Below are 22,088 nucleotides of genomic sequence, written 5' to 3'. Positions count from 1 at the left end.
AGTAAGCACAGTGTAATGCGATTTTGAATTGAAAGGCGCGCTGTCCTTGCCCCCCCCAGTGGGCGGGTCGCCGGGAAGCGCAGCGGGGCGGCCATGCCAGAATGTTCCATGACCGATGTGACCAGGACGCTTTTTTCGCTGGCAGCAGCCGACGCGCTGGGGGCCGCCACCGAATTCAAGACGCCCCAGGCCATCGCGTCCCGCTACGGGCCGACCTTCACGGACTATCAACCGGGCAGCGTGTTCGGCTTCGCGCCCGGCGAGGCCACCGACGACACCCAGATGGTGGTGGCGACGTTGCTGGGATACGCCCGCAAAACTGGCCTGGAAGGCGTGTTGGCCGCCCTGCGCGAATGGCTGGCGGCGGGGCCACCGGACGTGGGCGGCCTGACCGGCGCGGCCCTGCGTTTTGCGGCGCTGGATGGGGGCGTGCGCGCGTGGCAGGGCAGCGGCTTCCAGAGCGCTGGCAACGGCGGTCTGATGCGAATCGCCGCCGTGTGGATCACCGGATACCGGGGCGCTGAGCTGGCCCATGCATCGGCTGCCGTGACCGCCCTGACCCACGCCGATCCCCGCTGCGTGTATGCCTCGGTGTTTCTGACGGCCTTTCTGGAGGCGCTGGCTGGGGGGCAGCCCTACGCCGGGGCCGCCGCCGCCGCGCTGCAACTCACCGACGATTTCGATGCCCGCGCCGCCCTGCTGGACGCTGGCCTGTTCGGGATCGACACCCGCGATGCCCACACGGCGTTCCGGGACCGCGAGCGGCAGGCCCGCGCCGAGGTCCGCGCCCGCGTGCGCTCCAGCCTGGGCGGCCACCTGACCTCCCAGAGCGGTTTCGTGCTGGATACGCTGGAAGCCGCCGTGAAACATGCAGGGGCCGACACCTGGCACGCCTGCGTGGAACCCGCCGTGCTGCTGGGCGACGACAGCGATACGGTGGCCTGCGTGGTGGGAGCCGTCGCCGGGGCGCGCGGGCTGGAGGTGCCCCCCCATCTGCTCGCGCCCCTGCGCCTGGGTCACACCTGGCCGGGCTGGCAGCGCGACTGGGCCTGCACCGGGCATTTTCCAGCCGTGGTGCAGGCCGCCCAGGCAAAGTGAATGAGCAGGATGAACGGGCGGGCATGAACGACGCCGAATTCCTGCGGCTGGTGCGCCTGAATCCGGTCAATGCGTCCCTCCTGGAGCGCCTGCCCGAGTTGGGTGTGGCGCAGGCCCATCTGGTGGCTGGGGCGCTGTTCGGCACCGTCTGGAACGTGCAGAGCGGGCAACCGCCAGCCGCCCAGATCAGGGATTACGACATCTTCTACTGGGATGACGACCCCAGCTACGCCGCCGAGGACGCCGTGATCCGCCGGGCCGGGGCGCTGTTCGCCCATCTGGACGCCCCCATCGAGGTCCGCAATCAGGCGCGCGTCCACCTGTGGTTTAAGCAAAAATTCGGGCAGGACCGCCCGGCACTACGCAGCGTCCGCGAGGGCATCGATCAGTTTCTGGTGGAATGCACCTGTGTGGGCGTCAGTGCGCGCGGCGAGGTATATGCCCCTTACGGCCTGGACGACATGACCGCCGGGATTCTGCGCCCCAATCCCCTCAACCACACGCCCGGCCTGTGCGCCGCCAAGATCGCCGATTACGTGCGGCGCTGGCCCTGGCTGCGGACGCCATGACGGCGGAGAATTGGGGGCTGCCTATCTGGGTTCAGGCCCCGGTCTGCACCGCTGCTGGCGCACACGCAGACAACCGTCAGCTCCAGGCCCTACACTGGCGCACAAGTGAAAGCCATCAATAACCACGAGGAAAGATCTGTGACAGAGAACGCCAGGGCCGCACACGCTCCCGCCAGAGCAACCGGACGGACCCTGTTCCGGGCCGGTTTCCTCCTGGGGACACTCACGCTGGCGCTGACCGCCTGCGTACCGACGCAGATGACCGACCCGCGCACCATCGTTCCCGACAACGATCCCTCGGTGGGGCCAATCTATTCCGGCCCGCTGGTCATCACTCGGGGCGGCACCTATCAGGGCAACTGGCAGAGTTTCGACCCAGCGGTTCCGGCGGTGATGGTCCGCACCCGCGAACCCGTGATCATCGAGAACTCGGTCGTGCGGGGACGGGGCGACCTGATCCGGGGCGAGGAAGCCGACCTGACGCTGCGTAACACCACCGGCTACGGCCTCAATCCCCTGACGGGCGGCGCGTTTCCGGGGCGCTTCCTGTCGGTCTACAGGGCGGTCAATCTGGTGGTGGAGAACAACACGCTGCGCGGAACGTCTGGCATGTACGTCAACCTGTTCGTGGGCGATTCCGCCGCCGGGCAGACCCTCAAGTTTCTTCGCAACCGGGTCAGCAATGTCGATGGACGGTATGTCACGCAGATGGGCAAGCTGACCGGGAAGCGCTATTACGTCCAGGCCATCCAACTGAACGCGGTCAACCGGGTTCCCGGCATCGAGATTGCGTGGAACGAGATCATCAATGCGCCGGGCCAGAGCGCCGTCGAGGAAAACATCAGCATGTACGAGTCCGGGGGCACGGCGGCCAGCCCGGTCCAGATTCACGACAACTACATCGACGGGGCCTACGCCGTCCGCCCGCTGGATGACCGCGAGTATTCGGGCGGGGGCATCATGCTGGGCGACGGGCTTCAGACCGACATGAACGTGGTCGGCGGCTACGTCGATGTGTACAACAACCAGATCCTGCGCACCTCCAATCAGGGAATCGCCGTGGCGGGCGGGCACAACCAGCGGGTCTACGGCAACCGGATCATCTCCAGTGGCCGGCTTCCGGGAGGCGAGATCAATCCCCACGCCAACGTCGGGATCTACGTCTGGAACAGCCAGGCCAGGGGCGCACAAGGCTCCGCGACCTTCTTCAACAACTCGGTGCAGAACAACCTGATCGGCTGGACCCGCTTCGATTCCAGGGGTCAGGTGTACTACAACAACCTGTGGGCACCCAGTTGTCTGGCAGCCAGCGGAAATATCTGCAAGGACAACCAAGACTGGCCCGTACCGATCAGTCAGGAGGTCGAGCGCCAGGAACTGACCCTGTGGCAGAAGAAACTGCGGGACGCGAATATCGTGGTGGGCGTCGCCGGAACGCCCAAGACAGCCACGACGCGGCCCTGAGCCGGCGCATCTCCGGTCAATGTCCAGAACAGGCCAGAGTCCGCAAAAGCTGAAGCCTGCGCTGTCCACCTTTCTGGAAAAGATTTCAAGAGCAGCAGGATCACCCTGAGCGTAGTCGAAGGGTCGGCTGGACGTTGGCGGGTGGCCCCCATCTTCGTCTGACCTGACAGGACTTCTGGTCAACCTGCGCCAGATCGCGCCATCACGTACACTGTTAGGGTTGCCGCGCCGCCGCCCCAGTCCGGGTCAGGCTGGCGCAGGCGGAGGAGAGAACGAATGGGATTAGCGATTGGAATTGTCGGATTACCGAATGTCGGAAAAAGCACGCTGTTCAACGCCATCACGCGCGCCGGGGCGCTGGCGGCCAACTACCCCTTTGCCACCATCGAGCCGAACGTGGGCCGCGTCATGGTCCCGGACGAGCGCCTGAGCGCCCTGAGCCGGGTCTTTACCAAGGGCGACCGCGTGCCGCCGATCATTCCCACTTTCGTGGAATTCGTGGACATCGCGGGTCTGGTCAAGGGGGCCAGCACGGGTGAGGGCCTGGGCAACCAGTTCCTGGCCAACATCCGCGAGGCCGACGCGATTGCCCATGTGGTGCGCTGCTTCGCCGACGACAACGTCGTGCATGTGGCGGGCACCGTGGACCCGCTGGACGACATCGAGACCATCAACACCGAGCTGATCCTGGCGGACCTGTCGGGGCTGGAAAAACGCCTGGGCAACCTCCAGAAAAAGGGCAGGGGCGGCGACAAGGAAGCGCGCGAACACGCCGAACTGGCCGAGGCCATTCTGGCTGTGCTGGGCGAGGGCAAACCTGCCCGCGCCGGGAGCTACGACGCCCCCATTCCCAAAGAATTCGGTCTGATCACCATCAAGCCCGTGATCTACGTGGCGAACGTGGGCGAGGACGATCTGACTGCCGACAATGATTTCGTGCGTCAGGTGCGCGAGTACGCCGCCGCCGAAGGCGCTTCGGTGGTCAAGATCAGCGCGCAGATTGAGGGCGAACTGGCCGAGATGCCCGAGGACGAGGCCCGCGAGTTCCTGACCGATCTGGGCGTCACCGAAAGTGGGCTGGACCAACTGGTCCAGGTGAGCTACAAAACGCTGGGCCTGATCACCTTCATCACCAGTGGCGAGAAGGAAGTGCGCGCCTGGACCATCCGCGACGGCGAGAAGGCCCCGGAGGCCGCCGGGGAAATCCACAGCGATCTGGAGCGGGGCTTTATCCGCGCCGAGGTCATCGAGTGGGACAAGATGGTGGAAGCCGGGGGCTGGGTGGGGGCCAAGGGCAAGGGCTGGGTCCGCACCGAGGGCAAGGAATACGTGATGAAGGACGGCGACATCATGAACGTGCTGCACAGCTCCTAGGGCGGCACTTCTCGCGGACCACACTTTATTTTTGGGCACGCCTGCTGTGCAGGTCTGCCATCTCCTGAACAAGACTGGTAGTTCAGATGGAGGCTGGGAATCTCAAGTGAAGAGATTCCCACCCCCTTTTTTCTGATTCTTCTGTCTGGCCGCAGTCGGGCAGTATGCACCTCTGGCGCAGACTGTTGCTACGGATTGCGTCCAGAACGGGGCGAAAATCGGTACAGCGCAGCTCTCCTCCACTCCGCGCCCAGAGGACTGGTTCTCCCTGCTGGCGGCCCTGTCTAGAACGGCCACGGCCCATCGTGGGGGAGGGCCGTTGGCCTAGACGCTATATGAACGAAACAGCCTAATGGTCAGGCAGCCACGCGTGTATTCTGCACACAGCATTCTGTCGGTCTCCCCACTTCTCAGCCCGCATTGGTATTCATGCGTGGTCCAGTCAGCCAGAGTGTGAAGGTGTCCGCTCTCGTTGACCGGACCTGTCAACCCCCTTCCTGTGGAGTTTTCTTGTCTACCCCTTCTCGCCGCCCATCAGCCGCTTCATCCCCGCCTGCCTGGCCAACCGGGCAGCGGCGGATGTTCCTGCTGGTGGTGGTCATCGAGGTTTGTGCCAGTCTGATGGCGCTGTGGTCGCAGGCACCAGCTTTTGACACTCTGGACGTGTGGGCGCTGCCGCTGCTGTCGGTCACGATGCTGGGGGTCCAACTGCTGCTCGCCCGGGGCGTCATCCGCTTTGAGACTGCCACTTCAGTGGCTTTCCTGGGGGCAGGCCTGTATCTGCTGCTGGCCCTGAGCCACCAGTTTGATCCATTGCCCGCAGGGGTCAGACGGCTCTCGGAGAACACCTACTGGTTTGCCGTCCTCTACACGTCAATCTTCTACATCTACCCGCCGCGCCGCGCCGCCAAGCGCGCTCTGCTGATCCTGGGCATCTCCACGGCGATCTGCGGCGGGCACCTGCTCCTGACGGTTCCGCCCGAAATGCAGCTCAATCTGCTCAGTGCCACGGCACAGTTTCTGCTGAGCAGCAGCGTGCTGATCCTGATCCAGGCCACCTTCGGCGTGCAGCGGGCGCAGCTTCTGGCCTCGCGCTCGGCGGCGCTGATCGATGTGCTGACGGGCGTCGCCAACCGACGCGCCGCCGAGGAACGCCTGCGGGAGTTGGCGGGCAAAAGAGCCACTTACACGGTGGTGCTTTTTGATCTGGACCATTTCAAGCAGATCAACGACCGTCACGGCCACGCCACGGGCGATCAGGTGTTACGGGCGGTGGCACAACTCTCCCGGGACCTGTTGCCGCAAGGGGGTATGGTGGCCCGCTGGGGCGGCGAGGAATTCCTGCTGATCTTGCCCGCGCTGGGTGACACCCAGGTCAGAAAGCTGCTGAACAATCTGCGCAACGAACTACGGCAGCAACGCCACGGCGAGGTGGTGGGCGTCACGGCCAGCTTCGGAGTGGCCAGCGCCGCCGCTGGGGAATCGTCCGATGACGTGGTGGGCCGTGCCGATGAGGCGATGTACAGCGCCAAGCAGCAGGGCCGCAACGACATCCGTCTGGCCGAGTGGCGGCGCAATACGGTGTACTGAGCCACAGCCTTAGAAGTCCTGCCTGATCAGAAGAAGCACAAGCGGCTTCCGCAGCACACGACACTTTCTCTGAAGGCTGTCCGGGATGAGATTCTCGTCCCTGCTGTTTGCCTGTGACGGGGCCATAAAAAAGGCGGCAGGCCCTCGCCGCCGCCCTTCTCCTTCCAGACCTTAATTCACCAGTTTGGTCTTGTTGGTCACGAAGTCCATCAGCACGTACTGGCCAATGTTCTGCGGCGTGGTGAAGTACGCCTTGCCGCGCGTCATCTCGGAGACACGTTTCACGAAGCCCACCAGATCGGGATCGCGGGCCAGCATGAAGGTGTTGACCTGAATGCCGCTTCTTCGGCAGTTGGCGACTTCACGCAGCGTTGCGCCTAACACGTAGGGATCGAGGCCGTAAGCGTTCTTGTAGATGCGTCCGTCGGGCAGCGTCAGGGCGCTGGGTTTGCCGTCGGTGATCATCACGATCTGCTTCATGTCCTTGTTTTCACGCTTCAGGAGTTGCTGGGCCAGCCGCAGGCCGCCCGCCGTGTTGGTGTGGTACGGCCCGATCTGCGCCTGCGCCAGCTTGGAGATCGGCACTTCCTCGGCGCTGTCGTGGAACAGCACGAATTTTACGGTGTCGCTGGGGTACTGGGTGCGAATCAGGTGGGCCAAGGCCAGCGCCACCTGCTTGGCAGGGGTAAAGCGGTCCTCGCCGTACAGGATCATGGAGTGAGAGCAGTCCAGCAGCACCACGGTGGCCGCCGAGGAGTTGTACTCGGCCTGGCGGATGACCAGATCGGATTCCTCCATGTTTTCCATGCCCTTGCTCAGCACGTTGCCCAGCGTGGCGGTGGTATCCAAGTTCAGGGTGTCGCCAAACTCGTAATTCTTGAGTTCGCCGGACATCTCCACGCCGCTGGCGTACTCGCGCGTGTCGTGCGCGCCCGCGCTGCTACGGCCCAGGCCGCCCATCAGATCGCGCAGGGACTTGTAGCCTAGAAAGTCGATGCTCTTGTCGGTGAGCTGGAAGGTGGCCTCGCCGCCCTGGCCCGCACCGCCCTGACCGTCCTGATCCTCAAATTCCTTGCGGATAAAGCCGTCCTGCTGCAACTTCTCCATCAGGTTCTTAATCTGCTGGCCCAGCGCCGTGTCGTGGATGTCCGCCGACTGCATGGCTTCCATGAGCTGCTCTTCGGGAATCATATTGCGCTCGGCCAGGGCTTCCAGGATGGCGTCAAACAGATCGTCCATGCTGGGGCGCGCATTGGGATCGGGGTCGTAGGGATCGTTCATGCCCTGTCCCAGCAAAGCTTCCTGGATCATCTGCATCAGCTCGCTGGAATCGAGTTGATCCAGCTCACCTTCAAACTTGCTGTACCGCGTAATTCGCGCCATGTCTTGACCTCCGTATGCGTACAGCATGGCGCGTGTGGGCCACAGCGTTTGTAAGCGGCGTTTGTAAGGCTGGGCGCGGGAGGGCAGCGTTGCGGGAATCGGCGCTGGACAGAAAGTGGGGCGGTGTTCACCTTTTCCACCAGATCCCGGCCATCACTGTGAACATGCCTCCCCCGGCCCACGCGTGCGGCACAATAGGGCGCATGACCTCCTCTTCATCTTCGATCCGCCCCGATGCCCGGCTGGTCCGCCTGCACGCCGAACGCGGCGATCCACACGCCCGCCTTTCCTCTGCCCTGGCGGCGCTAGAGGGCGCGGCCTGGGGTCTGCTGCTGCCCGGCGAGGCGGCGCTGGCCAAGCAACTGGCCGCCCACCTGGGCCAGGGCACACTGCGCGTGGACTCGCGGCTGCGGCTGAACCGAGACTTCCTGGCCGTGGCCGGACTGGCCGCCGCACCGCTGGACGGCGACTGGCGCGGCGCGAAAGGCGTGTGGCTGCTGGAACCAGAGGCCGGGGACATCGAACGCGCCCGCCGCGCTGGCGTGCCGGTGATCGCCGATGCCACGCTGGCCCCCGGCGGCGGCTGGCTGGGCCTGGGCGCAGAGTTGATCGTGTACCGCGACGGGGCCACCCTGACCGGGCACGGCGACGTGTCGTTGGCCGTCCTGTTCGGCGCAGATTCGGCCCCGGACCCCGTCACCGATCCCCCCAGCGAGCTGAGCGTGGCGCTGGCCCTGCGCGACGTAACCACCCTGCCTCTGCGGCTGGCCCGCGCGGCCCGCACGGTGTCCACGCTGGCAGACCGCCTTGGAGGCGCGGCCCAGGGCGCTGGCCCCACCGCCCTGCTGCTGGCCCCCGACGCCGCCCCCGACACCGCCCAGCCCCCAGGTGGGGTGCAGGCTGCCGCCCGCAGCGTCCCCGCCGGGGTGATCCTGACTCCTGGCCTGGAAGACGTGGAAATGGCGCTGGCATTGCTCTATGGCGCAGCGGAACAAGCGGGGCGCGAGGAAGTGCAAGCCCCCCAGCCCACGCCACGGCAGGAGCAGCCCCGCGACGACGGTGATTCACGCCAGGGCCGCAATGAAGGCCGCCGGGACAGCCGCCGGGAGCGGGATGGAAGGCGCGACTTCAAACCCCGCCAGGAGGGTCGCAACGAGGAAAGCCGCAGCGATAGCCAGGGAGACCGCCCGGAGCGGGGAGACCGTCCCAGCACGCCCGATCAGGCCGAATCCAATCAGAACCAGTCCAGCCAGTTCCAGTCCAATCAGCCCCAGCAAAACCCCTCACAGTCCAGCGCCCCAGAACGCTTTACCTTCGAGGCCCCCACTGCTCCCCCTTCTGCTCCACAGTCCTCCCCCGCACAGACCGAGGAAAGCTGGGAGCCGGAAATCGTCTACAGCTCTTCAGAACGTGCGCCCGTGCGCCTGCCCACGCCGATCAGCTCTGGCCCGGATTTCACGCCCCTGGACGCCGGGGTGCCGGACGTGCGCCACCAGCCGGAGCGCACGCCCGCGCCGGAAGACCATGACGCGCCGGAAAGTGCCGCGCAGAGCAGCGCCCCACAGAACACTGCCGCGCCCGAGTCCCCGGCCCCGCAGGAACAGTCCATGCGGCGCGGCAATGGGCGGCAGCGCCAGCCCCGGCAGGAACCGCAGGACATGCCCGATTCCACCCCAGTGATCCTGCCCCCTGATCTGCCCGCCGCCAAGGAAGACCCCGCCGCCAACCTCAGCGACGAGCAGGCCGCCGTATACGCCCGCCTGCGCGAATGGCGCAACGCCGAGGCTAAACGGCAGGAAATCAGCCGCTTCATCATCGCCAGCAACGCCACCCTGGCCGAGATCGCCCGCCGCGTGCCCTACACCGACGCCGATCTGAAAGCCGTCAAGGGCATGGGGCCGGAGCGCATGAAGAAATACGGCGACAAGATTCTGGAAGTGGTGCGCGGCTGAGCTGAAGCTTTTTGCACCCGGCCCTCTTCCGCGTAGAGAGGGCTTTTTTTGCGCTCAGCAGCTCAGTCTTGACTGCCCTGCACGAAATACATCTGCGTCGCCGCCAGCCGTGAGCCGTGCTTATCGAAAATGCGGCGCATGGCGGCATTCTCCGCCTCCGTGCCTCCAGCATGGGTGGCGAATTGCTGCGCCGCCAGCGCCAGCAGATGCGCGTGCAGGCGCGTGCCCAGGCCCTGTCCACGAAACGGCGGCAGCACGCCGAGCAGGTTGATGCTGGCGGTGTCCAGGCGTCCGCCGGGGCCGACTGCACCCAGGGCGGCAGTCAGTCCGTCTGCGCCGGGCAGGACGATCAGTATCCAGCCCACCGACAATTCGAGGTCCGGCTGACCCAGTCGTTTCAACAGTTCGCGGATCTCGGGCTGATCCGCGTCAACGGTCTGCGCCTGCGAGTCTAGTGGGTAAGTTCGGGCGCGTAAGTCGGTTTCGTACATGACGTGCCGACTGTCCAGCACCCACCCGGCAGCCTCGAACGGTGCAGCTTGAAGCGGGGCAAGGTTATCGTCGAGAATCAGTCCCTGTCCGGGTCCAGCTCCCTCCAGAATCGCGCCTCCCAGCGCTATTACAGCCTCCTCAAACACATCGGCCCGCAGGTTCGGAAAGACTGGAATCTGAGGCACAGCATTAATCAGCGCGTGCCCCTCCACCCCCCGCCCCAAGCGCAGGATTAACGTGTTCTCCAGCTTGAACTGCCCTACGGCAAGGCGTTCACGCATGAAGTTCAGGCGTCTGGCGGCGTCCTCCCGGTCTGCAATCAGGGCGACGAGATCGGGCAGGGTTTCGGCAGTGGCGGGCTGAACGGTGAAGGTGTTCATGGATGACCTCTGAAAAGAGCCACCGGGCAACAGGCGCACGGTGGCTCAGGAAGGATATATAGACTCAGCTTCTGCGCCAGCTCAGCAGCGCGATGATCAAGGTGAAGGCGGTCAGGCTCAGCACTGGAATGGTGATTGTTCCATTCAGACCCGACAGCGCGCCCGCGCCCCAGATCGGCCAGGGGGTGTTGCAGGGAACGACGGTGGGGTCCACCAGGGCGCTGCACGCCTTGAGGGTGGCAATGACGTTCCAGTCTTCCAGGTTCTGGATCAGGGCGACCACCCAGCCCACCGCCGCCAGCGGCAGCACGTAGCGCCGGATCTTCAGGTCAGCGCCCAGCGCCGCGACGCCCAGAATGACCGCCAGCGGGTACATGGCGATGCGCTGATACCAGCACAGCACGCAGGGGCGAAAGCCCTGGACCTCACTGAAGTACAGGCTGCCCAGCGTAGCGGCCAGCGCCACCAGCCAAGCCAGATACAGGCGGTTGTCACGGGTCATAGGAGTTCACATGAATGGGGCTTATTGCTGCGCGGCATCCACGGCCTTGCCGATATCGTCGGGCGAGTAGCTGCCCTGTCCACTGGCCGCCAGTACCTGTTTGCCGTTCACGAAAATGGTGGGGGTAGAGTTCACACCTGCGTCCACCGACTGTTTTTCCATGGCGTCCACACGGGCGGCGGTGGCGTCGGTGTCCAGGCAAGTGGCGAACTTGGTCTGGTCGATGCCCTCGACACTGCCCGCCAGATCCTTTAGGCGGGTCTTGGTGGCCCAGACGGTGGTCTCGTCCCCCTGCGCGCGGAAGAGGATGTTCTTGAACGACTCAAAAGCGTCGTTGCCGCCGTCGTCAAAGACACACAGGGCGGCCTGCCCAGCCAGCTTGCTGTCATCGGTAGGCAGACGGGCATTCTGGGCCAGGAAGGGCCAGATCAGGGTGTAGATTTTGGCCTTGCCAGTATCGACATACTTGGTCTTCAGCTCCGGCTCAATGCTCTCGGTAAACTGCTTGCACACCGGACACTTGAAGTCCTCGATGGTGACGATATTGACGGGCGCGTCCGCCTTCCCAATGAACGGCACACCATCCAGCTTGAAGTTGGCGCTGAGGCCCTTGCCTGCGCCAGCAGCCGGTTTATCACGCACAGCGAAAAGGGCGAGGGCAATCAGTACGACGGCGATCAGCGTGCCGACCACCAGGATGATTCGGTTGGGGTTGTTTCCCTGAAGTCTGGTCATATGGCCCAAAGTTTAGCGCCCGGAGGTGAGGCGTATCCGGGCGCATGTCCTTCACAGCAGGCAGAAGATCAGGCGGCCACACCCACGCGTCCATTTTGCCGCTCGCGCCGCTTCAGCCACAGCCCGATCAATTGCCGCACCAGACTGAAGGCCAACCCCGCCGCCATGGCGATCAGGGCCGAGCGCAGGAACGTGTCGTTGGAGGGCAGCTTTAATGTGGGATCGAATTTAGAGCCAAACCGCGCCACGGCCAGCAGTGTTCCGGCGAAGATCAGCCCGGCGAAGGGCAGCACCAGCACGCCGCCCGAATGCTTGACCAGCAGCAGCGCCATCAGCGCACCGCCCACAAGCGGCAGAATGATCAGCCACTGCGCCGGAGGCAGCGAGGGGCTGAAGTAGCCCAGGCCGCCCAGCAACAGCCCCAGATAACCGAACCACCCGCCGAACTCGTCGGCCAGGATCACCAGTGCCACCCACAGCAGCAGGCTGTTCTGCCACTCGCCCGGGGTCCACATGACATAGGCCAGCACGCCCAGCACCGCCCAGCCGCCTAGCAGGCGCAGCAGGGTCAGAAAGCGGGCGCGGTGCGGGCGGTCCTGCTCGGCCCGGCTGGGCATCGGGGTCAGCGGCGGCGCGGCACGGGCGGGCGACGGACGGCCCAGCTCTTCACCATCCGGAGATTTCGACAGGTTGACCGCAGCGTCGCCAGAGGGCCGCGCCACCACCGTCCGGTCCACGTCTGCCGCCGCGGAGGAGGTGACTTCAGACGCTGCCTGCCCCCTGGCTGGCTGGACGGCTTCAGGGTGAGGATCAGACGGCTCAGGTGCGGGCGGTTTGGTCATGCTGCCCCCTTCTTAGCACGCGGCTTGCGCGCAGGGGCCGCGAGGACCAGTTCACGCTCCTCTTTCTTCGGCTTCGCTGCCACGATTCCCGGCACCCGGCTCAGATATTCCCCCGTGTAGCTCGTGGGATGCGCGGCCAGTTCCTCCGGCGTACCGATGGCCACGATGGTGCCGCCGCGCACGCCGCCCTCCGGTCCCAGATCAATGATGTGATCGGCGCGCTTCATCACGTCCAGGTTGTGTTCGATGATGACCAGCGTGTTGCCGCCCTCCACCAGTCGGTCCAGCACTTCCATCAGCTTGCGGACGTCCTCGAAGTGCAGCCCGGTGGTGGGTTCGTCCAGGATATAGATGGTCTTGCCCGTCGCCCGTTTGCTCAGCTCGGAAGCCAGCTTGATGCGCTGCGCCTCGCCGCCCGACAGCGTGGTGCTGGGCTGCCCAATCCGCATGTAGCCCAGCCCCACGTCCAGAAGAAGCTGCATCTTGCGCTCAATGTTGGGAATTGGCTCGAAGAAGCTGTGTGCGTCCTCCACGGTCATGTCCAGAATGTCGCTGATGGTCTTGTGGTTGTACTTGACCTCCAGCGTCTCGCGGTTGTAACGCGCGCCCTTGCAGACCTCGCAGGGCACGTAGATGTCGGGCAGGAAGTTCATCTCGATCTTCATGACGCCGTCGCCCTTGCAGTGTTCGCAGCGCCCGCCCTTGACGTTAAAGGAAAAGCGCCCAGCCAGGTACCCGCGCCGCCGCGCCTCGTTGGTGCGGGTGAACAGGTCACGGATCTCGGTGAAGACCCCCGTGTAGGTGGCCGGGTTGCTGCGCGGCGTGCGGCCAATCGGGGACTGATCAATTTCGATCACCTTGTCCAGATTGTCGATGCCCTCGATGCGGTCATATTTGCCGGGTGTGGTCTTCGCGCCGTTCAGTTCGCGGGCCAGCGTGGCGTGCAGGATGTCGTGAATCAGGGTGCTTTTGCCGCTGCCAGAGGGACCAGTAACGACGGTCATGATGCCCAGCGGAATCTCGGCATCCACGTTCTGAAGGTTGTGTTCACGCGCCCCAAAGATCTTGAGCTTCTTACCATTGCTGCGCCGCCGCTTTTCTGGCACGTCAATTTTCAGCTCGCCGCGCAGGTACTTGCCGGTCAGGCTGTTGGGATTCGCCTTGACTTCCTGCGGCGTGCCCACTGCCACCACCTCGCCGCCGTGGACGCCTGCACCCGGCCCCATGTCCACCAGGTAATCGGCCTCCAGCATGGTGTCCTCGTCGTGTTCCACCACCAGCAGCGTGTTCCCCAGATCGCGCAGGTTCTTGAGGGTACCGATCAGCCGTCCGTTGTCCTTGGGATGCAACCCGATGCTGGGTTCGTCCAGCACGTACAGCACGCCGGTCAGACCCGATCCAACCTGGGTGGCAAGGCGGATGCGCTGCGCCTCGCCACCCGACAGCGTGTTGGCGGTGCGGTCCAGCGATAAATAATCCAGCCCCACGTCCACCATGAACTTCAGGCGGGTACGGATGGCCTTGAGAACGGGAACCGAGACTGCCGCACCAAAGGCGTTCTGCACGTACTCGTAATGGCGGGGCGCATGGGCGCGGGCCGTACCGCCCAGATGGCCCTTCAGGTAAGGAGCGATGGCGTCGTGGTCCAGAGCGCCGTCCTGCAAATGCCCAAAGTAGGCGTCGGCCTCCAGCACGCTCATACCGCCCACCTGCGCGATGTTGAGGCCACCGACGCGCACGGCCAGAATCTCGGGCTTGTAACGGGTGCCGCCGCAGATGGGGCAGGAGCTGAGTTCCATCAGTTCTTCCAACTTCTCGCGCATGAACTCCGATTCGGTGTCGGAGTAACGGCGCTCCAGATTGGTGATCACGCCCTCGAACTCGGTCATGAAGCGCATGGTTTCCTTGCCGCCCCGTTTGTAGACCACCTCGAAAGGCTGACCAGGGCCGTGCAGCACGGCCTTCTGCGCCGCTGCGGGCAGCTCACGCCACGGCGTTTTGAGGCTGAAGTCCAGATGCTCGGCCAGCGCCTGCAATTTGTCCCAGTAGTACACGCCGCCGCCCGTACCCTTTTTGCTCCAGGGCAGGATCGCGCCCTCGGCGATACTCAGCTTGTCATCAATGACCAGATCCGCCGAGAACTCGTTCTTGGTGCCCAGGCCCGCGCAGTCGCCGCACGCGCCGTAGGGCGAGTTGAAGGAGAAGGAGCGCGGCTCCAGTTCCTCCAGCACGCTGCCGTGTTCGGGGCAGGCGAACTTCTCGGAGTACAGCTCCTCGTGGGCCTCGCCGCCCTCGCCCCCATCGGGCATCAATACGCGCAATAAGCTCTCGCCCCGGCGCAATCCCAGCTCCACGCTCTCGGCAATGCGGCTGCGGTCAGCCTCGCGCAGCGTCACGCGGTCAATCACCACGTCCACATCATGTTTTTCGAATTTCTCCAGCTTCAGCTTCTCGGCCTCGTCCAGCTCGTACAGCGTGCCGTCCACCCGCACCCGCGCGTAGCCCTCGCGGCGCAGATCGCCGAACAGCTTGCGGTACTCGCCCTTGCGCCCACGCACGACAGGAGCCAGCAGAATGGCGCGCTTTTCCGGGAACTCGGTGATCAGACGGTCCGTGATCTCACTGGGACTCTGTTTCTCAATTTTGCGCCCGCAGACCGGGCAGTATGGCGTGCCGACGCGGGCGTACAGCAGACGCAGGTAATCGTGAATTTCAGTGACGGTGCCCACCGTGCTGCGCGGGTTGTGGCTGGTGGTGCGCTGGTCAATGGAGATGGCAGGCGACAGGCCCGTGATGCTCTCCACGTCCGGCTTTTCCATCAGACCCAGGAACTGCCGCGCGTAGGCCGACAGGCTTTCCACGTAACGGCGCTGGCCTTCGGCATAGATGGTGTCGAAGGCCAGCGTGCTTTTGCCGCTGCCCGACACGCCGGTAATCACGATAAATTGATCGCGCGGCAGCTCCACGGTGATGTTTTTGAGATTGTGTTCCTTCGCGCCGCGCACCACTAAGTTATTTTGCAAGAGGATCGCTCCTTGACTTTTAAGAAAAGTGCGGCCAGCACGTCAAATCAGGCCGCTCAAGATTCTGTCTGATGCGTAAGGGATAGCCTCTCCTCCGCTCTGAAACGGGATATTCTATCAGGTCAGGGCGGGTTGGGACTAGGGCGAGGCCGCTTTTCTAATTCAAGGTGAAGAGAGGTTTCCAGAAGACCCCTCACTCCAGATTCCGTCGGAGGCGAGCCAGGGTGAGTCAAAGACATTGTTCTGAATGTCGTCCTGGTGGCACCTCTCTCCATTCCGCATCAACTGTCTCTATCCTCTCCCCCATCTCCCTGCCGCCTGATAAGCTGTGCCTGATGTTGCGGTCCCAGCGCCGCGTTCGTAGAACACACGGGCATGAGGGCGCTGAGGATTGCGGATAGACGGTCAGGTCGGTTTTTACCGGGTTTGAACCCGTGCAAAGGAGTTGGGTTGTGGCGTTTCGGGATGTACTGAATATTGAGGTCAATGCGGGCAATGGTGGCGACGGTGCAATGAGTTTCCACCGGGCCAAATACATGGAAAAGGGCGGGCCGGACGGCGGCCACGGCGGACGCGGGGGCAGCATCATCCTGCGGGCCATCGAGGGCGTGGAGTCGCTGGAACGGCTGCTGGGCCGCCGCAAGTTCAAGGGTTCCAACGGCGCGTACGGCGAAGGCCGGTTGCGGCAGGGCAGCGACGGCGAAGACATTTACATCGACGTTCCGGTGGGCACCACTGCCTTCGACGAGGACAGTGGCAAGGTCATCGCCGATCTGATCCGCGTGGGCCAGGAAAAGGTGATTGCGCGTGGCGGTTACGGCGGGCGCGGCAACAGCACCTTCGCCAGCAGCACGCGGCAGGCCCCCCGGTTTGCCGAGCTGGGCACGCCGGGGCAAAAGCGCCGGGTGCGCCTGGAACTGCGCCTGATCGCGGACGTGGGGCTGGTGGGCTATCCCAACGCGGGCAAAAGCAGCCTGCTGGCGGCCCTCTCACGGGCCAATCCGGCCATTGCCGAGTACCCGTTCACCACCCTCTCGCCCATTCTTGGCGTGGTGGACCGGCGCGATGAACACGGCACCCAGATCGAGGAGCGCTTCACGCTGGCCGACATTCCCGGCATCATCGAGGGGGCCAGTGAGGGCAAGGGGCTGGGACTGGAATTCCTGCGCCACATCAGCCGCACGCGCGTGCTGGTGTACGTGCTGGACGTGACCCGCAACCCGGTGGAGGAACTGCGCCAGCTTCAGGCTGAACTGCGCGCCTATGACGCCGTCCTGCTGGAAAACATCGCCCTGATCGCCCTGAACAAGGTGGAACTGGTCGAAGTTGACCTGGGCGTGATGGTGGAAGATGAGCTGGCCGAATTTGGCCTGCCCGTGCTGCGCGTGAGTGCCAAGGAAGGCAACGGGCTGGACATGCTGCGCGAAACGCTGTTCCAGATGATGCCAGACCGCGAGCTGTGGGCGCAGAAGAACGCCCTGGAAATCGAGTCCGACGAGGTGCGCGAGGAAGGACTGACTGTGACCTTCCGCGAAGACGCACCTGCCAGAGGCGTGGGCATTGTCACCACGGGCGAGAACGAGCGTGTGTGGGAAGTTCAGGGCGGGGGGTTCGAGGCACGTATCGCACGTTTCACGCGCTATATGGAGGACGCCGCCGAGTACCTGGGTGGAGTATTCAAGCGCCAGGGGTTGTATGCCGCCCTGCGGCGGGCCGGGGCGCGCGAGGGCGACACTGTGGAAATCGGCAGCTTCCGCTTCGAATATTTCGACGACGAGGCCGAGAAGAACTGACCATTAAACATAGTGGGGGCTGGGGCGTTCGATTCGCCTCAGCCCCCGCTTGTTTTTCGCCCTGTTCAGCCGTTCTTCGCCTTCTCATACGGATTCCGTTTGTTCCGTGTAGAGATCGGGACAACGCAGGGTCTCCACACTCCACGCCCGGAACCCGTTTCTCTCTTTCTCGCTCTGCTCGGATTACAGGTGTTTCTCAACACCCTTTAATCAGAGTCCTTCTCATCGCGCTCGTCCAGCTTTTTTACCACGCCCTCACTCCACTCCCGGCCCTCATCTCCGCCCCACAGCATCCACGCGATATACCCACGCGAGGGCTTCTCATTCCCCTGACCCGTCTCGTCCAGATTGTCCCCGGCGTGGCGCGGGAAATACTGGGAAACGTGGCGCACCTCGTCCTCGGTCAGTTGGCCGCCCCCGCGAGTTGATCGGCCATGTGTTCGCCGCCCTCGATGCCGCCGAAGCCATATTCATTACGCAGTTCAAGCGCTTTTCTTGCGTTGCTCTGAACTTTTTTGGGGATGGAGAGGGCGATGTCAGCCCTACCCACCGTGCCACTCCACGCCGCGAGAAGAAGGTGTATTGCCTCCACAAGTCAAGAAACCCTTCAGATCTACCCAGGCCACAGGGCAAGGCCGGAAGTTGACCCACAACCCGGACAGTATTTTGTATGACCCTTCGGTGCATAGTGGGGGCAAGATGCGGGAAGCCGTTGCACATGCTCGTTGCGCCAGGGCCACAGCCGGAACCGGATACTGCTGGACCGGCCCATGACGCGCAGTCCACAGCCCAGTGAGGCCGTGCCCCGTTCAGGGGCGGGCGGGGACCGCTGGGCCGAACTGGTGGAACTGTACGAGTACCGGGTGGCCGATACCCTTCAGGGCAGGGTGCCGCGCGGCGGGCGGCGCTCGCTGGCCGACCTGCGGGAAGAACTGCTGAGCGCTCCGCTGGAATCGGCCCTGCACCGAAGACTGCTGGAAGCGGACCGAGAGTACCTGGCCCACCGCAAATCAGCCCGGCCAACGCAACAGCCCGAGCCTGCCGCCGTGCCGCCGCCGCCCGCCCTGTGGGACGCCCCGCTGGGGGGCGAGTCCGCCGAGTCGCGGGCATGGCAGGAATTGCATCTGCTGGCCTGGGGCGACGCGGCGCACGCCACCCTGCGCGCTTACCTGCCCATCTGGCAACGTGAACCCAGCCTGCTGACCCTGCGGGTCCTGTACACCGCGCTGGAAAACGCCGAACGGGCGGGACAGGCGGGGCTGGCCGGACAGGTGTCCTTTCCGGTGCCCGCCGTGCGCGACCCGCTGACCGATCTGGACAATCCCCAGGTCTTGCAGGTGCTGACCGAGGCCGTCGTCGCCCTGCTGGTGCAACCGGACGGACGCGGACGGCTGGAGCTGGCCCTCTCACAGGTGCATGAGGTGCCCTTTCCGCGCCACCCCGATGAGGACGTCTTGCAGGCCAGATTGGAGGCCGCCGGGCGTGAGCCGCTGGCCCCGCAGGCCAGGAACACGCTGATCCAGGCGCTACGAACCCTGCATCCGGCCCCCAGGGACCCGCGTGAGCGTCCGGCCATCCGCGAGGCCGCGCGGGCGCTGGCACACAGCCTGGAGCCGCTGCTGAACAGTGGCCCGCAGGCCACCCTGGGCGGCGTCCCCCAGCACAGCGTGCTGTACGCCGCCCAGCCGGGCACTGCCCTGGATGCCCCGGACGACGCCGCCAGCGAACTGGTCATCTGCCTGCCAGGGGGCCAGACCACGCACTGGCGCGGCACCGACTTCCGCTGGCAGCCGCTGGGGGCACAGTGGCAGCTCCAGGCCGGGGAACAGATCGCGCTGCTGCGGCCCAGGGCTGAAGCCACCGAACGATGCCTGACGCTGGAGCTGCCACAGATTCGGCTGCGCGCATTCGTGAGCGGGGCATACCTGCTGCTGCGCGCCCAGAGCGGTCCGCAGGAAGACCTGACCCGGCTGACCTCGCTGGGCCGCGTGATCGCGCTACTGCTGGACCCAGCCGACGACTATGCGGCGCTACGCCTAACCCGCGCCGCCGCTCAACTGCTGCGCGTGGGCCGGATCGACACGGACTCGGTATCGGCCAGCAGCGCGGCCAGCTATGCCGGGGCAGCCCCGGACGCGCTGCATAACTTCGCCCGCAAGGGGGCCGAGATCCTGTGTGGCCTGCTGGCCCGGAGAAGCACGCCGGGCATCCAGCAGACCGTCCACGATGCGGCGCGACCCCTGGGCCTGGGCGGCCCCCTGACCGGGCATCTGGCAGCGGCATTGACCGTGGCCGCGCATCACCTGGAAACTCCACCCAGCGCCCTGCGGCATAGCCGGGTGGAACTGCCCGAAGACGGCACAGCCCTGTGCGTGGAACTGCGCGACGATCCCCCATTAACCCTGCACTTCGGCGCGCGGGCCGTGACCCTGCGCCGCGATTTCCGGGGCCAGTGGACGGCCCTGCTGCCCGGGCATCCGGCACTGACCCTGCAAGACCTGACCGTGATGCGTGGGCCGGGCTTCAGCCTGATTCTGGCCCGCCACGACGGCTGGCTGTCCGCCGCCGCGCCCCCTACAGACGAATCACCCGCCGAGAATCCAGAGCGATCCTGATCCCCCAGCATCACTGCCCGGAGACGGATGGCAGCCGAAACCGACAGCCAGAGAGAGACGCGCCAGACAGCGAAATAAAGTTCGCGCCTCTCTTACCTGAAGGCTTTGGCAGGGAAATCGGCCTACATGCAGCCAGCCTGGGGATGCGCCTGTGAAGATGCGAAATGGCCCTCCAGACCGCAGAAAATGATGAACCAGCAACGCGCCGCCGCACGTTCCTCACAGCCGGCTCATAAGCTGCTGGGGCGGGGAGGTTAGGGTTGACAGCGAAATGATCCGTCCTCTTCTGACCGTGACCCTGCTGGTGGGTCTGTTACTTCCAGGCCAGGCCCAGGCTGTGCCGGTAAAGCTGGACAGCCTGCCGCTCTCGGTGGAACCCAACGCCAAACTCCTGACCCTGAACCAGGCCGGAATTCGCGCGGCTTTCCCCTCGGCGGCGGGTCGCCCGGACGCCGTCTTCATGACCGAGGACCGCAAGGTCAGCGTCGCCTTCGAGTGGCGAACCAGCAAACTGGCGGCGAACGAGGTGGAAAAGCTGGTGGCCCAGTTTCCCGCCGTGATCCGCGCACAGGTGCCCAATGTCAAAACCCTCAAGGCCAGTCTGGTACAGATGGGCGGCTCGCCGTGGGCGCAGTTTGTGTTCACCACGCCAAGTCAGTCCGACGACCTGCGCCGGGAGCTGATGGTCACCAGTGCCGGGGGCCGCATGCTGGTGGTCACCATTGCCGGAAATGTCAAGGACTACTCGCGTAACGAGGCCGTGATCCGCAACCTGACCAACAGCGTCCGCCTGAACTGATTCACAACCAGAAATCAACGATCATAAGGTCTGGAATCCATCTCCGCGCGGTCTGCGTTCAGATGGATTCCAGATTTTTTGTACTGAACAGAGGACGCGTCCAGGTCAGAGCCAGACAGCCCGATGACACTGCCCAGCGAAGGCTTCAATTGGGGCGATGCTGAAAAAGCTCAACGACGCTCTCCTCTGCCTACAGACACCTGAAAACTCCTACTTCTGCACGATCCACCTGTCCAGCAGTTTCTGATACTCGCCGTTTGCTTTCATCCGGGCCAGGGTTTTGTTGGCGGCGGCGGCCAGATCGCTGTTTTTGGCAAACACCATGCCGTAGTCCTCGGCGGCCAGATCCTTGCCTGCCTGCTGAAACTGCCCCGGCAGGCGCTTTTGCAGGTCGGTCACGGTGGGCGCGTCGCCGATCAGGGCCGCGATCCGCCCGGCCCGGATGTCGGCCAGCCCCGCCGCAAAGTCGTCGTAGACTTTCAGCGCCGCTCCCTTGGGCTTCAGCGTGTCGTCGGCCACATACTGCCCAGTGGTGTTGGCCTGCACCCCTATGACTGTGTCCTTGACATCGGCGGGCCAAGTGAACTTGCCGGGGTTGCCGCCCTTGACAATAAAGACCTGGGCACTGCGGTAATACGGGTTGCTGAAGGCCACCACTTTGGCCCGCTCGGCGGTGATGGTGATGGCGCTCATGGCTATATCCACCCGCCCGGATGTGACCGACTGCGGCATCAGCGCCCCGAAGCCCACGGCCTGAATCTGGAGTTTGACGCCCAAGTCTTTCGCCACCGCCCGCGCGATATCGACATCAAAGCCGGTAATCTGCCCGGTCTTGTCCTTGAACTCGAACGGGGCAAACGTAGGATCGGTGCCCAGCACCAGCACGCCTTTTTTCTTGACTTCGGCAACGGTGGTGGCCCCGGCGGCAGATAAGGTAGAGGCAGCAAGGGCCACGGCAAGCAGAAGGGCACGTTTCATAGGGACAGGATAAGGCGGGCGGCGGGGACGCTACCCTCTTTTGCATGGACTGGCCTGAACCCGCTGATTTCGTGTATGGCGAACCTCTGCCGCCGCCCGCCGACTGGACGCGCCCCGGGCTGCTGATGACCTTCAACCTGGAATGCGCGGGTTGCGTTTCACGCGGCATTCCCTTTTTAAAGCGGCTGCACGCGGAGTTTGGAGAGCAGGTCAATCTGCTGGCCCTCCACACCAGTCACGGTCACCGTCTGCTGCCACGCGAGGAGGTGGAGCCGACGCTGGTCAAATTCGCCCGCGATTTCGCTCGCCTGCCCTTTCCCGTCGCCCTAGACGTGTCCGGCGATCTTGCCCGCGCGTGGCAGACCGAGGGCACGCCGCACTGGCTGGCCTTCGCCCCCGGCGGCGAGTTGCTGAGGAGTGTCTACGGCAGCCAAGACAACGCCCAGACCCGCCTGCATTATCTTTTGGAGGAGCTGCTACTGGGGGAATAGGCCGGATT

19 protein-coding genes are annotated in these 22,088 nt (G+C 64.5%); 10 read left to right on the top strand and 9 right to left on the bottom strand.

Features of this window, described 5'->3' with window-relative positions:
• Positions 1-108: 108 nt before the first annotated feature.
• From DAAJ005_RS09125 to DAAJ005_RS09105, 5 genes are all read left to right on the top strand, one after another.
• Positions 109-1,098: an ADP-ribosylglycohydrolase family protein gene (locus tag DAAJ005_RS09125; protein WP_151846846.1), complete on the top strand. Its 990-nt coding sequence runs from the start codon at positions 109-111 to the stop codon at positions 1,096-1,098.
• Positions 1,095-1,667 (top strand): nucleotidyltransferase family protein, encoded by a 573-nt coding sequence (locus tag DAAJ005_RS09120; protein ID WP_226342659.1) that lies wholly within the window; start codon positions 1,095-1,097, stop codon positions 1,665-1,667. Before DAAJ005_RS09125 ends, DAAJ005_RS09120 begins: the two co-directional genes overlap by 4 nt.
• Positions 1,668-1,772: 105 nt before the next feature.
• A complete protein-coding gene (locus DAAJ005_RS09115; RefSeq protein ID WP_151846845.1) occupies positions 1,773-3,131 on the top strand; it encodes a hypothetical protein in 1,359 nt (452 codons plus the stop codon).
• A 276-nt stretch (positions 3,132-3,407) separates the two neighbouring features.
• Positions 3,408-4,505 carry a redox-regulated ATPase YchF gene (ychF, locus tag DAAJ005_RS09110; protein WP_151846844.1) on the top strand — a complete coding sequence of 366 codons (1,098 nt, stop codon included), beginning with the start codon at positions 3,408-3,410 and terminating at the stop codon, positions 4,503-4,505.
• 510 nt (positions 4,506-5,015) lie between these two features.
• A complete protein-coding gene (locus DAAJ005_RS09105) occupies positions 5,016-6,095 on the top strand; it encodes a diguanylate cyclase (RefSeq protein ID WP_226342658.1) in 1,080 nt (359 codons plus the stop codon).
• Between the two features lie 171 nt (positions 6,096-6,266).
• On the opposite strand, the gene DAAJ005_RS09100 is transcribed toward DAAJ005_RS09105, so the two are convergent.
• Entirely contained in the window at positions 6,267-7,478 is a 1,212-nt protein-coding gene (locus tag DAAJ005_RS09100; RefSeq protein WP_151846843.1) for a VWA domain-containing protein, read from the bottom strand.
• A gap of 203 nt (positions 7,479-7,681) precedes the next feature.
• Between DAAJ005_RS09100 and DAAJ005_RS09095 the strand changes: the two genes are divergently transcribed.
• Positions 7,682-9,430, top strand: coding sequence for an HRDC domain-containing protein (locus DAAJ005_RS09095; protein ID WP_226342657.1), 1,749 nt, complete (start codon positions 7,682-7,684; stop codon positions 9,428-9,430).
• Between the two features lie 62 nt (positions 9,431-9,492).
• On the opposite strand, the gene DAAJ005_RS09090 is transcribed toward DAAJ005_RS09095, so the two are convergent.
• From DAAJ005_RS09090 to uvrA, 5 genes are all read right to left on the bottom strand, one after another.
• A complete protein-coding gene (locus DAAJ005_RS09090) occupies positions 9,493-10,302 on the bottom strand; it encodes a GNAT family N-acetyltransferase (protein ID WP_151846841.1) in 810 nt (269 codons plus the stop codon).
• A gap of 64 nt (positions 10,303-10,366) precedes the next feature.
• Positions 10,367-10,804 (bottom strand): disulfide bond formation protein B, encoded by a 438-nt coding sequence (locus DAAJ005_RS09085; protein ID WP_151846840.1) that lies wholly within the window; start codon positions 10,802-10,804, stop codon positions 10,367-10,369.
• A 21-nt stretch (positions 10,805-10,825) separates the two neighbouring features.
• Positions 10,826-11,539 (bottom strand): DsbA family protein, encoded by a 714-nt coding sequence (locus tag DAAJ005_RS09080; RefSeq protein WP_151846839.1) that lies wholly within the window; start codon positions 11,537-11,539, stop codon positions 10,826-10,828.
• A 68-nt stretch (positions 11,540-11,607) separates the two neighbouring features.
• Positions 11,608-12,381 carry a hypothetical protein gene (locus tag DAAJ005_RS09075; protein WP_151846838.1) on the bottom strand — a complete coding sequence of 258 codons (774 nt, stop codon included), beginning with the start codon at positions 12,379-12,381 and terminating at the stop codon, positions 11,608-11,610.
• Positions 12,378-15,404, bottom strand: a complete 3,027-nt coding sequence (gene uvrA / locus DAAJ005_RS09070; RefSeq protein WP_151846837.1) for an excinuclease ABC subunit UvrA — start codon at positions 15,402-15,404, stop codon at positions 12,378-12,380. Before uvrA ends, DAAJ005_RS09075 begins: the two co-directional genes overlap by 4 nt.
• A gap of 452 nt (positions 15,405-15,856) precedes the next feature.
• On the opposite strand from uvrA, the gene obgE reads away from it, so the two are divergent.
• A complete protein-coding gene (obgE, locus tag DAAJ005_RS09065; protein ID WP_151846836.1) occupies positions 15,857-17,197 on the top strand; it encodes a GTPase ObgE in 1,341 nt (446 codons plus the stop codon).
• 206 nt (positions 17,198-17,403) lie between these two features.
• Here the strand turns inward: obgE and DAAJ005_RS19160 are convergent, their stop codons facing one another.
• A complete protein-coding gene (locus DAAJ005_RS19160) occupies positions 17,404-17,589 on the bottom strand; it encodes a hypothetical protein (protein ID WP_226342656.1) in 186 nt (61 codons plus the stop codon).
• Between the two features lie 11 nt (positions 17,590-17,600).
• Complete coding sequence (locus DAAJ005_RS19155) at positions 17,601-17,747, bottom strand: hypothetical protein (RefSeq protein ID WP_226342655.1); 147 nt, start codon at positions 17,745-17,747, stop codon at positions 17,601-17,603.
• Between the two features lie 220 nt (positions 17,748-17,967).
• Here DAAJ005_RS19155 and DAAJ005_RS09055 point away from each other — a divergent pair, with 220 nt between their 5' ends.
• Both DAAJ005_RS09055 and DAAJ005_RS09050 read left to right on the top strand, forming a co-directional pair.
• Positions 17,968-19,812, top strand: a complete 1,845-nt coding sequence (locus DAAJ005_RS09055; protein WP_151846835.1) for a hypothetical protein — start codon at positions 17,968-17,970, stop codon at positions 19,810-19,812.
• Positions 19,813-20,083: 271 nt separating this feature from the next.
• The gene (locus tag DAAJ005_RS09050; RefSeq protein WP_151846834.1) at positions 20,084-20,611 is read left to right on the top strand and encodes a hypothetical protein; all 528 of its coding nucleotides are present in this window, start codon (positions 20,084-20,086) and stop codon (positions 20,609-20,611) included.
• Between the two features lie 210 nt (positions 20,612-20,821).
• On the opposite strand, the gene DAAJ005_RS09045 is transcribed toward DAAJ005_RS09050, so the two are convergent.
• A complete protein-coding gene (locus DAAJ005_RS09045) occupies positions 20,822-21,589 on the bottom strand; it encodes an ABC transporter substrate-binding protein (protein WP_151846833.1) in 768 nt (255 codons plus the stop codon).
• Between the two features lie 44 nt (positions 21,590-21,633).
• Here DAAJ005_RS09045 and DAAJ005_RS09040 point away from each other — a divergent pair, with 44 nt between their 5' ends.
• Positions 21,634-22,080 (top strand): TlpA family protein disulfide reductase, encoded by a 447-nt coding sequence (locus DAAJ005_RS09040; protein ID WP_151846832.1) that lies wholly within the window; start codon positions 21,634-21,636, stop codon positions 22,078-22,080.
• The last annotated feature ends 8 nt before the right edge of the window (positions 22,081-22,088 follow it).

This window comes from Deinococcus sp. AJ005, from assembly GCF_009017495.1.
Lineage (GTDB): Bacteria > Deinococcota > Deinococci > Deinococcales > Deinococcaceae > Deinococcus.
This window is presented reverse-complemented; position numbering and strand designations above follow the sequence as displayed.

Coding starts and splice junctions, on each gene's coding strand:
- DAAJ005_RS09125 (WP_151846846.1), top strand. CDS start 109: ATGACCGATGTGACCAGGACGCTTTTTTCGCTGGCAGCAGCCGACGCG.
- ychF (WP_151846844.1), top strand. CDS start 3,408: ATGGGATTAGCGATTGGAATTGTCGGATTACCGAATGTCGGAAAAAGC.
- DAAJ005_RS09100 (WP_151846843.1), bottom strand. CDS start 7,478: ATGGCGCGAATTACGCGGTACAGCAAGTTTGAAGGTGAGCTGGATCAA.
- DAAJ005_RS09095 (WP_226342657.1), top strand. CDS start 7,682: ATGACCTCCTCTTCATCTTCGATCCGCCCCGATGCCCGGCTGGTCCGC.
- DAAJ005_RS09090 (WP_151846841.1), bottom strand. CDS start 10,302: ATGAACACCTTCACCGTTCAGCCCGCCACTGCCGAAACCCTGCCCGAT.
- DAAJ005_RS09085 (WP_151846840.1), bottom strand. CDS start 10,804: ATGACCCGTGACAACCGCCTGTATCTGGCTTGGCTGGTGGCGCTGGCC.
- DAAJ005_RS09080 (WP_151846839.1), bottom strand. CDS start 11,539: ATGACCAGACTTCAGGGAAACAACCCCAACCGAATCATCCTGGTGGTC.
- DAAJ005_RS09075 (WP_151846838.1), bottom strand. CDS start 12,381: ATGACCAAACCGCCCGCACCTGAGCCGTCTGATCCTCACCCTGAAGCC.
- DAAJ005_RS09055 (WP_151846835.1), top strand. CDS start 17,968: ATGACGCGCAGTCCACAGCCCAGTGAGGCCGTGCCCCGTTCAGGGGCG.
- DAAJ005_RS09050 (WP_151846834.1), top strand. CDS start 20,084: ATGATCCGTCCTCTTCTGACCGTGACCCTGCTGGTGGGTCTGTTACTT.
- DAAJ005_RS09045 (WP_151846833.1), bottom strand. CDS start 21,589: ATGAAACGTGCCCTTCTGCTTGCCGTGGCCCTTGCTGCCTCTACCTTA.
- DAAJ005_RS09040 (WP_151846832.1), top strand. CDS start 21,634: ATGGACTGGCCTGAACCCGCTGATTTCGTGTATGGCGAACCTCTGCCG.